The following is a 13,915-nucleotide window of genomic DNA, read 5'->3' as shown; positions in this document are numbered from 1 at the left end:
GCCCTCAGACTTCTCCGCAACGTCGTTTCAACCGAGCCCGAGCTGCTCCGCAGCATCGATCACCGCCTGAATGCTGTGCCTGGACATGCCCTGAGCAACCGAGATCGCTCTACCGGACAGGCCCTTATTGCGCAACTGCAAGACGAGCTTCGCCTTAATCTTCCGTACCATTACCGGTACTCCTTCCACCACGTGGCCCTCACGCGGTGGAAGGAGCTTTTCAGGCGGCGCTTAACCACACCAATACCGGCGCTGAACAGCGCAAACTTTGGGATCGGACCCTGGCGCTAAACCGCACCACACCTGGACCCCTCAAGAGCGAATACTCAACCCAGCCCTGGTCCTCAGCGGCGACCTGCAGCAACTTGGCCAAGTCTGAGCTCTATGACGGCAACCTCGGTGGAAGTTATAGGTGCGTACCACAAAGTTGGCCGGCCGCCAGACGACCGCTGTCCCTTGGACAAAGTCGCAAACGAGCGGGCGCAGCTCAGCGCGCCATCGCCTGTCCATGCATAGTTTGTGCCCACGGGCGGCCAGCTGGAGGGCACGCTGGGCGATCTCCATGGTCGCCTATTCGCAGCTTTCTCCGGCCGCTAGGAAGCGCCCTTGATTTTTACGGTTAGCAGCTCCACCACACGCCGCTGAATTGCTGGGCCGGCCGTTTGTTGGAGGTCTGCGAAAATCTCGTCAGCCGTCAACTGGGCGTAGGCCTCATCCCTTGCCTTGTGCAAAGTCGCCCCACTGCCCGTCGAGAATGGAGTTCCCTTAACCGGCTCGGGCGGACCCTCAACCTCGGGGTCCGGCTGACCGTCGTCTTCCGGATCCGTGGCCTCCTCGGTCTCGAGTATCTCGTCTTCGATGTCTTCATACTCGCCTTCAAAGTCAGCGTCGGACCCGGTGTCGGCTTCCGTTTCAGGAGTGGCGGCGGTAACGAATTCAGCCAGAACGTCAGGGACCTTACCTTCAGGTATGACGACGTCAAGAAAGTGCACAGTCCGCGTAAGGGCGACATAAAGTAGCCGAGCACCTTGGGTCTCATTCAGGATACGCTGCGGATCTACGACGACAACAGCGTCGAATTCCAAGCCTTTAGAATCCTCTGGCGTGACAAGATTAATTCCTTGAGAAAGACCGCCGTCGGCGGATTCACTCCATCGCGTTCCCCGTGCGTGAAACAACTCCTGCAATTCCGGCCATATCTTCTTGTTGGCGATGACTCCAACGAATAGCCCTTTGGCGCTGTGGTCCTGGACGGCGTCGACAACGCAAGCACCCAAAGCGCTTGGAGCCGGGACAAACCATCGCGGGGGTTCGGGAACATCCCGCAGTATCTGAGGAGCTTTGATGTCTGGTGCAGCCACAGAAAGTACCTTTGTCGCCACTTCGAAGATCTGACGTGGCACGCGGTAGCCCATGTCGAGGATCTCAAGATTTGCCGGCAGCTCCGATTCGAGTTCCTTGAGTACCTGGCTCCAGTTTTGTCGAGCGTATGCAGAGGTGGACTGCGCAATGTCCCCAACGATCGTCATGGATCCTGAACGCGATCGACGCCTAATCGCTTTCAGCTGCATGACGGAGAGGTCTTGGGCCTCATCGGCAACGATGTGACCGTATCTAGAAGCGACACCCTGGATTGAGTGCATCGCTTGGTCTAGTACGGCCAGATCGGCGGAGGTCCAGGCCTCGTCTCCAATCCGCGCCTGGGCGGGGCGATAAAGTGCTTCAACCTGCGAGCTATTGGCTCCTGCCGACTTCAGCCGCTCCTTGGAGCCGAAGAGTTCCCTAATGAACTGATGCGGTGACAACTGGGGCCACACCTTTTCAATTTCTGCTTCTATCGAAGTGGGATCATACAAGCTCTCCGGGTCCAAAGACCCGAGGTATGAAGATGACGCCCGCGCCACTTGCAGTAGGGCCGAACGCAGTTGGGCCCTACGCTCATTAAACGTCCCAGGGCGTAACGACTTCAGCGCGCTTTCAATGTCAGAGCTGCTGACAGATGAGGTCAGCGCTGAGTTGCGGAGACGGAATTTGAGGCCAGCCAAGGGCACCCTAACCCTCTGGTTCAGAGCCCTGGCCACGATGCCGGCCATAGTCTGGGACCCCTTTAAACGCGCCGTTCGTGCGTCGTCCGAGCCCCTTGCCACAGTAGACCCAGCCAGCAGCTGGTCAAGCGATTGCTGAACGACGTTCTCGTCTCCCAGGTCCGGAAGGACCCGCTGAATGTATTTGGTGAAAGTAGGGTTTGGACCGACTACCAAGACGTCCTGGGGTGCGAGCTCGTTCTGAAAGTTAAATAGAAGCCATGACACCCGGTGCAGAGCGACGGCCGTTTTGCCAGTGCCCGGGCCGCCCTGGACCACGAGTAGCTGGTCCTTGTCGGCCCTTACTAGTTTGCTCTGCGCGGCCTCAATTGTGCGGACGATATCCTGCATATGCGTACCGCGTTGACGGCCAAGCTCTTCCAGCAAGGGGTCAGATGACGAAGAATGTTGCTCCAGTTGCTCCAAGTCCTCCGACAGCTGCTGGAAAAGCGTGTCATCGAAGGACTCGATCCGGTTTCCTGGAGCGTGATAGACGCGCCGTCGAGCTACACCCTTCGGATCATCCACAGTCGCCAAATTGTAGAGCTCGGCCGCCGGGGACTGCCATTGATACACCAAGATGTCGCGGTCCGCGTTTCGGATGGCGACTTTGCCGATATACCGAGTCTCAGCGTCGTCAAGATCTATTCGGCCAAAGGCAACAGCCTCGTCGGCACCCAGTCGTTGCCGACGCTGGGCAGCTGCTGCTAAGGCTCTGCGCTCAAATGCAGTGCTACCAGATGATAGGAGTTCGCTGGAGGCGATTGCCTGATCGAGGGCGTCTTTGGCCTGGTCGAAATAATCCTGCTCGATCGCCTTCTCCGCTTCGAGAATAGGCCTCAGATCTTGCAGCTCCGCCGTCAAAAGTTCCCCCTGTTAAAGTGTTTCGTGACTCATTTTGGACAATCCTAATGGACTACCCAGACAATTCTCGCCAGCGGTTCCTGCAGAGCTCAATCGCGACTCGGATAAGACCTCGATAGGCCCGACGACGGTCTGAAGTTCTGATCCAGAACCAACATCAACACCTGTTGCAGGCCAGTCCTGTGAGACTCCATCTCAGTCGGCCAGCGCCTTGAGCAGGGCGTCCTTGGCATCGGAGTAAAAGAGAAACGAGATCTTCGTGGCCACGTCATCGCTCACATCGAAGAGCTGTTTTCGGGCCGAAACAGGCAGTAGAAGTGTCTCCGCCCCCTTTTCCATCGCCAGCTCCGCCAAGGCAACCGCGTTCGGCAGATTCTCTACGCCTCCGCCTAGAGTTAGATTGCCCACTGCGATGAGACCTCCCCTAACGTTTTTCTGCAGTAGTGAGCTACACAGGGCCAATAGGGCTGGCAGTCCAAGTGCAGCTCCGGATTTGGCATTGTCCATGGCCCGCACCTGAATCGAAAACTCGTGTTCACGGGGTGTTCTGTCCCCGACCAGCTCACGCGCGTGCCCAATGAGGTTTTGCTCGGCCACTTGAACGCTCTCGCGAAGTGCCGGAGGCGTTGGCCGGTTCACAATCTTGACGCCACTTCCCGGAGCTTCTGTAACGTCAACCCGGTATAGACCCGCATACTCGTCTGGACCGCCAGGACTCACAGCCCAAATCTGTCCGGGCGGCAACGGGTCTAAGCCGATCGTGTCAGGGCTTTGGAGTTCCGGAGTGGAGACGAATTGCTCGACAGCATCTTCGCCCAGACGGTAGCTGAAGTGAGTGTTTCGGAATTCGGCTGCACCGATGCGGCGCTGCTGCTCCTTCACACGGCGCCGGCATTCGAGTGCCAGCTTGACCGCCCACTCGAGTTCGACGTCCGGTATAGCTGCGTCGTGGTTCGGATACAAGAGCTTCAGTAGGCCGTCCGTCGTCTTGTTGACGGCGGTCAAGTCTCGTCCACTGAGCGCGTCGCCGTAGTGAAGGCGACCCTGGATGTTCGCCATTCGGCTCTGAGTTCTCAGTCGCGTCCAGCACTCGGACAAGAAGTCGCTGACTAGACCGAAATGTGAGGTGAAGTATGAAGGATCGAGCTTTGGAACGTCCCAACCAGGTAGAAAAGCATGGATGCGATCCATGAAGGCCGTGTCGTTTCGCATCTCCGGCGGCAGCGGAGAGAGGAGATGCCCGACGCGCTGTTGGTGCTGGACATCAACATCGAAGTTCCCTACCAAGACAATGCAGCCGTCGGCGCGGATACTTTCGCGGCCTCGACTGAATTCCCCCGACTCCATGTAGCCCTTCATAATGTTCACGCCGTCCTTCTGATCGAAGGAAACGCCGGACACTTCATCGAAGCAAACCACGTCATGCTGCGCTACGAGTCCACGCTGACCTGTGGCGTTATTGACGAACATCCGCGCCACGGTCGCCTTCCCGCCCGAGATGAGGTGGGCGTAGGGAGAGACCTGTTGGAACAGGTGTGACTTGCCAGTACCTCGGGGGCCAAGCTCTACCATGTTGTGATTGCGGACAACGAACGGGACCATCCGTAGTAGAAGCACATTTTGCTGTCGCTCAGTCAATCGGGCGGGTTCAAAACCGACGCTTCTCAGCAGCATGTGCTTCCACTGCTCGGTGGTGAACTTGTCACGCTTTTCCGCCAGATCATCCAAGGCAGACCGCGTAGACAGCTGAATCGGACGCAGGCTCGTCACTCCGAATGGCCGACCCGAGCTCTCGCCGGCGATTGCGGCATCGTATTCCAAGTCAATTTCGGCGTAGAAGCCACCGGTAAGCATGCGCTCGTTCGCGGCCACCACGGAGTCCTCGATCCGGACATCGCTCAGCTGGAGGCTCGGCAGCGTGGCCAGATAAACGTTGGCTTTGGAATCCAATCTGGCCTGGATGAGATCAATGATCTTTATGGTGCCCTTTTCGCGGGCCCGTGATTTGAACAACTCTTCTTCGCCAGCGCGTACGGTCCGGTCTCGAAGCAGCCGCTCGACGACTTCCAAACCTTCCTGGATCTCGACCGGGTCTGTTGTTGCACAGAAACGTCCTAGGAGGAACTCCCCGACGTAAGTTGGAATCGGATAAGCTCCCTTGAACTTTTGTGCCAAGTCTTTGCGCACGACAAAGCCCTCATAGGCATCCGCAGTAATTCGGTCGAGTTCGTCGAGCTCTGCCACCGGTTACTCCCCAACTCTTGTCGACACTTGGGCCATAATCTCTCCTTGTTCGGACAACAGGACGACGAAAACCATCTCGCCCTCCTTGGAGTCGTCAGGCACTAGCAAGCGATCTTCACCCGAACCAGAAATGACCTTGGCGGTCGTAACGGACGACGACGAGTTCCCCGGCTCTTTCCTCACGTCCAGAACGGCGCCAATGGGAGCATCAACGTAGTCAATCCGGCACCTGAGGCCCACCCACTTGATTCCTTCAATTCGTGCGTGAGATTGGGCTGTGGTCCCGCTGACAATGATGTGCGGAGTGATACTTTCCTGAGGGCTCACACCACCGTGTTCGTAGATGCAGCCGGCTTGGAAGGCCGCTATTCCGTGCGGAATGGCTATCCGGACGTCGGAATCCCAAGTCCAGGGAAATGTTGGCTGGTCCACCGCCCCGGCCCCATCCGCTAGCCGCGCGCAACGCGATTTGCGCACGATCGTGAGGTGTTGCGGGAGTTCCATTTTGGGGAGTTGGCCCGGCATGAGCAACCATCCGTGATCGGTCACGATCTGTACCCGCGCCCATCCCCCGTCCAGGAGCTGACGGACCCGGCTGGCGATGTCGGCTACTTCTTGGGGTATGCGGTCAACCAGCTTAAGCTCAAGTTTGTGACCAGTCGCGTCCAGGTCTCCGGTTTCCGTCCAGCCGTAGCCTTTCGGGTCGCCGAGCTCATCACGCTGCAGTACTTGCACCGCCGCCTGCCCTAACAAAGAGCGCAACACCCCCGCGTCCACCGGGCGTTCGCCCGCGCTCGGTGCCAGCTCGTTCCCTCCAGCGAGCTTTTGCCCAAGGGGCGCAACGGCAGGTTTGCCCGAGCTTGTCATGCTGGGGAAAGCAGCGAATCTGGTGCGAATTTCGGCGTTTGCGCCGCGCTCAGCAAGGGCCCGCCGCACAGACTCGGCGACGTCGTAACGAAGGCCATCAACGAAGACGACACAGTCGCCCTTCTCGAGATCCAGCCCAACATCGGCCAACTGACCGTGCTGCGTAACAACCTTCTGGAAGCTTCGAGCCACGTCATCAAGCCATGGCAGATAGATCGCCCGGAGAGCGTCCCCCACGGCACCTCGGGAATACTGGTCTGTGACCGAGGCCAGGGCCGCCACCGCGGCCCCGTCGACCTGCCATCCCTCTTCCGCGTACCAACTCGCAAAACCGGCGGGGCTGTCTGCGGTCGGAAGACTGTGGGCCTTATGGGCCACAATGCTGAGGTGTTCCAGCGCACCGGCGAGCGGGGCAGTCCCGAGCACCGACCAAACAGTCAGCCTTCGGCCAGCGTGCTCTTGCTCGAGTGCCAAAACCCGCGACCGGGCCTCTGCCGGCGTACCTCCGCTCGTCGCAACGAGTGCGGCCTCGACCTCCCGTTCAGCCTCCTCATTGTCCTGCGGCCATGAGTCGGGGAGATCGGAAAAGAGCTGGTCAGAAGGTTTCGCCCTACGCAGTTGGTCTGGGATCTTGGGGTAGCTGTGAGGAGCCTCAGCGAACCTATCCCAGGCCTTCTTCCACGGGCCTTGCCTCTGCCCCAGCTTCGCTGCAATAGTCAGTGCGCCCACGGCATCAGGATCCACGCCGAAGGTCGACTTGGATCGGGACACAAAAGCTGCCCACTCGTTGCCGCTTAGCGCCATCTTTGTGGCATCCGGCTCGTTGAGCCAGGTCAGAAGTGCCTTGGTCTCGTCGGCCACTAATAGGGAGGAGAAGAAGGACGCGTCCAAGCGACCGACGTTGCGGAGATCTTCAACTGCCGAGTCGCTGAGTTCAGATAGCACCAGGGCGAGGTTCTTCGTTGTCTCGTCGTTTCGGGCAACGTCAAGTTTGAGACCGTCGGGGCTTCGAAGGAAAGCACCTGGAGTCCATGGCGACTGGTTCGACTGGAGCCACCACACAGAGCGAAACTGCAGTTCTGCCAGAGGTCGAAGGGCTGCCGAACTGCTTTCAACTGCCCGAAGGTCGCCGCGGGAAACGCCTGGGAGATAGACCACGAGGGGAGTGTCCGAAGACGACTGATCAAAATTGGCAAGCAATGAGCGAATCCAGATTGCTGGTCCGGCCGACTTGGATTGATCGAAATCCCCCAGTGTGGCGGTCTTGAGAATCCCACCGAGTTTCGCCACCAACGGTTCCCAAAGACGCTCTGGGTCTGGCCACAAAACGGCCACGGGGCTGGTTTTGTCGTCGCTGTTGTAGCGGCTTGCATCCAGGAGCGAAGTTGCAATGGCGTCCAAAACGGATTTACCGGACACTGTCATGAGTTGTGGGTTCCTCGTGCATCATTCTTCTGGATGGTTGTGAAGTGGAGGTCGTTGTGGCGTTCGGTGCCGTCGGGATTCGTGCCGCGGTCCTTCTTCCAGTGAACCGTGAACTTCGAACGCAGCACACCGGCCTCAACGAACGGCCGGATGTTCAGCCGCACCCCGTCGTCCAGATCCGGATCCCAGCCGACCGGCTGCTCCCCCAGCGCCTTCCACCGCACATAAATGTCGTACGGAGGCTCACCGGTGAGGATCAGCTTCAACTTCTCCTGCAGGGTCGTGGCCGCCGCCAAGCGGGCTTCTGCCCCCGCGGCCGCGGCGGCAGCATCGGCCCTCTGCCGGTCGATCCACCAGCCAAGTGTCCGGTAGGTCAGCTTCTCCAGCGTCGACCTATCCAGCTTGTGGTAGTTCACCAGCGCCGAGAAGCCGTCCCGCCGCCCGTCCCAGACATGCCAGAGAAAGGGACGGTTGGAAAAGACCTTGCAATGGTCTTTGAAGAATACGTCTGCCAACCACCCCGCCAGGTCTCCCGGCTTCCCTCCGGCCTCGACCAACAGCTCATCCAAACGCGCATTCGACCAGTCGTCCCCGTACGAGGCGGCCAGGACGGCCCGCACCCGCTCCGCCGCGGACTGCTCACCCGACACGGCCGGCAGACACACAATCCCGTCCCCATCCACCAGCGGATCGACGGCGTCAGGTTCCTGATCCGGCCAGGAAAACCCCAGCAGCCGGGCCACAGCAACCTGCAACGGCTGCCGAGCACCCGCCGGGGCACCTTTGAACAACCACTGCGTCGCATCATCCGAAAACGGCTCCGGCAAACCCTCCGGAAATTCCTCCTCCGCCACACGCCGCCAATGATCCACATCAAACGGCACCTTTAGCAAGGTGTGGGGCGGAACCTTCAAAGAACCCTCTATAAGGCGAATGGCGCGTGCCCAATCGCCACTGCGCGCAAAGGCCCAAACAGCAGGCAGATCTTCTTTTGTCCTCGGAACGACGGCGCAGCAGTTGATGTCGTAGCGGTCCCCAGAGTAGAGGGTGGAAGGGAGATCACCCATTAGGCTGAAGGCCACTCCTTTGTGGCCCCAGAACGGCTTTCCTCGTCGCCAGTTTTGCGCGGCGTGGTTCAGATGCCGGACACTCTCGGCCAATCGGGCCATGTGGCCAGCTTCCCTTTCCCACAAGACAATTCGAGCGCGGCCTCCGTAATCAACAGACGCATTCACCGTTCCCTGCAGTCTTTCCCAAGACGTCCCGAGTTCGGGGACCTCCCAAAGATTGCGGTCGAAGCGGAGGGAATCACCGGCAAATAAGCCCGCTTTCGCTTCGGCAAATTCAGACATGAGTGGTAGATGCGTTACCACCGTGTGGGGAACAACTCGTAAATCCGGATTCGAGGGACTAGGGGACTGCGGGTTTACGTCAGGCAAAATCATCGTCGGCGCGCTCCGCATGGCGACGATCTTTGTGGCCAAGGTACCCTCGCGGGCGTCGATACCGATCACCGGTTGCCGCACCCGTAGGCGTGCAGATACCACAACAAGAACAACATTTACCTGCTGCCCGGTCACGGCAGTAAAGGCACCGCTCCCGAGCCAAACGATAAAGGCCAATGTGTTTACCGGAAGAAAGCTCGTCCGGAACGCCTTGTACGCGCCTTGTGTTAACCAGTTGGTCGGGGAAACGCACACCAAAGCCCCTCCACGGGAAAGCCGTGTCATTCTATCGACAAAAATCGTTGCTAGATCCGCTGCTGCGGCCGGCGCATTGTCCGCCCCGAACTGGGCAAGTGTTGGAGTTTGTTTGTTCCGGGAGAGGTAGGGCGGGTTGGTGGCGACCAGGGTGTACTTCCGGCTGAGGTAATCGGCGGCGCGGGCGATCCCCGCAGCGGCCTCACCAAACACCTCCGTCGCAGGATCACCGCTGGAGGCAGCCTCCGAAGTCAGGGCCTTGTCCAGCAGCGGTGCAATGTCCGCCCATTCCACGGATTCCAGCCCGGCCTGCTCGGAGGCCCGGACCGGATCGATGAGCGAACCCAGGGTGTCCGCGTCCGCGAACAACGTGTGCAGCCGGGTCAGCGCAGCCTCAAGCTGGTAATCGCCCTCGGCGAGTTTCGTCCAGTCCGCCAACGGCGCCTTCGCTGGAATCCCAGAACACGCCACCTGCGGCACCGGCAACTTCCGGAAGCCGCCCTGCTTCCATGCCTCCAAAGCCAGCGCAAACATCGCAATCTGAGTGCAGCGCGGATCCAGCTCCAGCCCGAACAGATTCTCAGCCAGCACCGCGTCCTGTGCCGCCGCCGGAGACAGACCCTCCTCCTCGGCCCGCATCCGCCACAACATCCCGAACGCCCCGACCAGGAAATGCCCGGACCCGCAGCACGGATCCATCACCGTCACCTCCGCAACCGTCTCCGGCCAGCCCTCAAACGTCCCCGCCGCCGGAGTACCGTCCTCCGCAAACCTCAGGAAATCAAACGCGGACAGAAGAGGCGACTCCGGATACCGGCCCGCCCACCACGCACCCAGGGAGTTCTCCAGCAGGAACCGCACCATGTAATCCTCGGTGAACAGCTGCGTCACCGGCGACAGATCCGCACCGCCGATCTTGCGGCCCGAAGTGTTCACCGCCTCCTTGGCCTTGGACTGCCAGAATTGGTACACCCACCCCAGCGAATCCTCAGCCGTAAACACCTCCGCCGGGAGGGCCGTCACTGCACGCTCCAACGCAAGCAGATCCTCCCGCGCCAGCCCGACCTTCACCGCAGGATCCGACGGCTTGAAAATCCCCGGCAGGATCTCCGCCGCAAAACGCGCCGCCACCGACCAACCATCCGGTTCCCCCAAACCCGCGGCCAGCTCCTGGCAATCCTCCAAAGAAACCGGAACCCCGAACTCCGGATGCCGCAACAGGGCGTTAACCTCCAGAAACCGCGCAAACAGGAACCGGTGCCACTGCTCATACGCAACCTCACCCACCAGCAACGGCGACGCCACCCACACATCACCAGGATCACCCGAAAGCTCCAAACGATCCCCCAGCTGACGCGCCCGCGCCCGCAAACCATTCCGAAGCGCCCGCTCCTCCAAACTCAAATGCCCCGGCGCATCACGCAACCCCACACCCAAACGCGTCAACGCAACAGCAGCACCACCCTCAGCCACCACCCGACCATCAACCACCGCACGCTCAAGCAACTTCCGCAAAACACCCGACAACACCGACATCAGCTGAGACCTCGAGCCTTTCGCTTTTCTTCGTTCGTCAAGTGGAGGTCGTTGTGGCGTTCGGTGCCGTCGGGATTCGTACCGCGGTCCTTCTTCCAGTGGACGGTGAACTTTGAGCGCAGCACGCCGGCCTCCACGAACGGGCGGATGTTCAACCGCACGCCGTCGTTCAGGTCCGGGTCCCAGCCAACCGGCTGCTCCGCCAGCGACTTCCACCGCACATAAATGTCATACGGTGGCTCGCCAGCGAGGATCAGCTTCAGCTTCTCCTGCAACGTCATCGCCGCAACCAGCCGGGCTTCCGCCCCCGCCGCACCGGCAGCAGCATCAGCCCGCTGCCGGTCAATCCACCAACCAAGGGACCGGTACGTCAGCTTCTCCAGCGTCGTGCGGTCCAGCTTGTGATAATTCACCAAGGCAGAGAACCCGTCCCGGCGCCCGTCCCAGACATGCCAAATAAACGGGCGGTTCGAAAAGACCTTGCAGTGATCCTTGAAAAACACATCAGCCAGCCACCCGGCCAGATCCCCGGGCTTCCCGCCGGCTTCGACCAGCAGCTCGTCCAGACGCGCATTCGACCACTGGCCCCCATGCGAGGCCGCCAGCACGGAACGCACCCGCTCCGCCGCCGACTGCTCACCGGACACAGCCGGCAGACACACAATCCCATCCCCATCCACCAGGGCATCAACGGAATCCGGCTCCTGATCAGGCCACGAAAAGCCCAGCAGCCGGGCAACAGCTACCTGCAACGGCTGCTGCGCACCCGCCGGAACACCCCTGAACAACCACTGCGTCGCATCATCCGAAAACGGCTCCGGCAAACCCTCCGGAAACTCCACAGCAGCAACACCCCGCCAATAATCAACATCGAAGGGGACGTTGGGGATGGTACCTGGCTGAATGCTTAGTTTCGGGTCGATCGCCCTGACTTCTCTCGAAAAATCCGCAGAAGATAGGAACGCCCAGACTGCTCCCAAATCCTCATCGCGGCCCGGAAGGAAGACGGCGACATTAGTATCGAACTTGTCTCCTTGGTACGGGGCAACGTTCAGGCTGTTCATTAGGTTTATAGCTACCCCGCTCCGCCCCCAAGATTCGTGACCTCGTATGTACGACCCGGGAGGAGTAGGGACAACAGTAAGGCGCTTGGACATGACCGACTGACGGCCGCTATAAGGTGGGCCGAAACTCGTCGTACCTTGGAGAAAAGTCCACTGCCCGTCCTTGAGATCAACTTCCCACATTTCCCTCCGCCACCGAGGGTCGTCGCCGCTTGTAATTCCCTTCAGGGATACACCATAGTCGCCGAGCAGCGGCATAGACGACGTGTCTCTAAACGTTATACGGGACTGCGGGTTGTTTAGTTGAGAGACCTGCATCACCGGTTCAAGTTTGCCTTTAAGGGCCTCGGACTTGGCCTCGGGGCCCCGAAAGGTGGAGCAATCAATCGTTGAGAATATGGCGTCCCCTCCGGGACGTTCTGTTGTCCAACCGGATAGGTGTACCTTTACTACGTGTCCGCTGATACCCCCGAACGCTCCTTCACCTAACCTGGCGTCAAAGTTCCACTTGACGCCGCCTAAGAGAAGCTTTCGAAATTTCTCGAATGTACCTAGGAAAAGCCAATTTTGAGGACTGACTGCTACCGAGGATCCCCGCACCTGAAGCATGTTGTTAATGCGTTCCAGCATCGTGGTCGCCAAATCCTCTTTGCTATCAGGGAAATTGGTCGCGCAATGGGCTCGCAAGGGTTCGTTTTGGCTCTGCCGCACTAGGTAGGGGGGATTGGTGGCGACCAGGGTGTACTTCCGGCTGAGGTAATCGGCGGCGCGGGCGATCCCCGCAGCGGCCTCACCAAACACCTCCGTCGCAGGATCACCGCTGGAGGCAGCCTCCGAAGTCAGGGCCTTGTCCAGCAGCGGTGCAATGTCCGCCCATTCCACGGATTCCAGCCCGGCCTGCTCGGAGGCCCGGACCGGATCGATGAGCGAACCCAGGGTGTCCGCGTCCGCGAACAACGTGTGCAGCCGGGTCAGCGCAGCCTCAAGCTGGTAATCGCCCTCGGCGAGTTTCGTCCAGTCCGCCAACGGCGCCTTCGCTGGAATCCCAGAACACGCCACCTGCGGCACCGGCAACTTCCGGAAGCCGCCCTGCTTCCATGCCTCCAAAGCCAGCGCAAACATCGCAATCTGAGTGCAGCGCGGATCCAGCTCCAGCCCGAACAGATTCTCAGCCAGCACCGCGTCCTGTGCCGCCGCCGGAGACAGACCCTCCTCCTCGGCCCGCATCCGCCACAACATCCCGAACGCCCCGACCAGGAAATGCCCGGACCCGCAGCACGGATCCATCACCGTCACCTCCGCAACCGTCTCCGGCCAGCCCTCAAACGTCCCCGCCGCCGGAGTACCGTCCTCCGCAAACCTCAGGAAATCAAACGCGGACAGAAGAGGCGACTCCGGATACCGGCCCGCCCACCACGCACCCAGGGAGTTCTCCAGCAGGAACCGCACCATGTAATCCTCGGTGAACAGCTGCGTCACCGGCGACAGATCCGCACCGCCGATCTTGCGGCCCGAAGTGTTCACCGCCTCCTTGGCCTTGGACTGCCAGAATTGGTACACCCACCCCAGCGAATCCTCAGCCGTAAACACCTCCGCCGGGAGGGCCGTCACTGCACGCTCCAACGCAAGCAGATCCTCCCGCGCCAGCCCGACCTTCACCGCAGGATCCGACGGCTTGAAAATCCCCGGCAGGATCTCCGCCGCAAAACGCGCCGCCACCGACCAACCATCCGGTTCCCCCAAACCCGCGGCCAGCTCCTGGCAATCCTCCAAAGAAACCGGAACCCCGAACTCCGGATGCCGCAACAGGGCGTTAACCTCCAGAAACCGCGCAAACAGGAACCGGTGCCACTGCTCATACGCAACCTCACCCACCAGCAACGGCGACGCCACCCACACATCACCAGGATCACCCGAAAGCTCCAAACGATCCCCCAGCTGACGCGCCCGCGCCCGCAAACCATTCCGAAGCGCCCGCTCCTCCAAACTCAAATGCCCCGGCGCATCACGCAACCCCACACCCAAACGCGTCAACGCAACAGCAGCACCACCCTCAGCCACCACCCGACCATCAACCACCGCACGCTCAAGCAACTTCCGCAAAACACCCGACAACACCGACATGTGTTTA

Annotated in this window: 6 protein-coding genes; all 6 read right to left on the bottom strand. The window is 60.3% G+C overall.

The features are described 5' to 3' along the window. Positions 1-27: 27 nt before the first annotated feature. The 6 genes from IDT60_RS04755 to IDT60_RS04730 all read right to left on the bottom strand — a co-directional run bounded on the left by IDT60_RS04755 (position 28) and on the right by IDT60_RS04730 (position 13,908). Entirely contained in the window at positions 28-171 is a 144-nt protein-coding gene (locus IDT60_RS04755; RefSeq protein ID WP_191081077.1) for a hypothetical protein, read from the bottom strand. A 422-nt stretch (positions 172-593) separates the two neighbouring features. Further along, positions 594-2,948 carry a UvrD-helicase domain-containing protein gene (locus IDT60_RS04750; RefSeq protein ID WP_191081076.1) on the bottom strand — a complete coding sequence of 785 codons (2,355 nt, stop codon included), beginning with the start codon at positions 2,946-2,948 and terminating at the stop codon, positions 594-596. A gap of 195 nt (positions 2,949-3,143) precedes the next feature. Continuing rightward, entirely contained in the window at positions 3,144-5,192 is a 2,049-nt protein-coding gene (gene brxL / locus IDT60_RS04745; RefSeq protein WP_191081075.1) for a protease Lon-related BREX system protein BrxL, read from the bottom strand. Between the two features lie 3 nt (positions 5,193-5,195). Further along, the gene (pglZ, locus tag IDT60_RS04740) at positions 5,196-7,484 is read right to left on the bottom strand and encodes a BREX-1 system phosphatase PglZ type B (protein ID WP_191081074.1); all 2,289 of its coding nucleotides are present in this window, start codon (positions 7,482-7,484) and stop codon (positions 5,196-5,198) included. Continuing rightward, a complete protein-coding gene (locus IDT60_RS04735) occupies positions 7,481-10,720 on the bottom strand; it encodes a DNA methyltransferase (protein WP_191081073.1) in 3,240 nt (1,079 codons plus the stop codon). The genes pglZ and IDT60_RS04735 overlap by 4 nt, the downstream gene beginning before the upstream one ends. Next, positions 10,720-13,908: a DNA methyltransferase gene (locus IDT60_RS04730; RefSeq protein ID WP_191081072.1), complete on the bottom strand. Its 3,189-nt coding sequence runs from the start codon at positions 13,906-13,908 to the stop codon at positions 10,720-10,722. Before IDT60_RS04730 ends, IDT60_RS04735 begins: the two co-directional genes overlap by 1 nt. Positions 13,909-13,915 lie beyond the last annotated feature (7 nt).

The organism is Pseudarthrobacter sp. BIM B-2242 (genome assembly GCF_014764445.1).
GTDB lineage: Bacteria > Actinomycetota > Actinomycetes > Actinomycetales > Micrococcaceae > Arthrobacter > Arthrobacter luteus_A.
The sequence above is the reverse complement of the archived record's forward strand: the minus strand, read 5'-3'. Positions and strand labels throughout refer to the sequence as shown.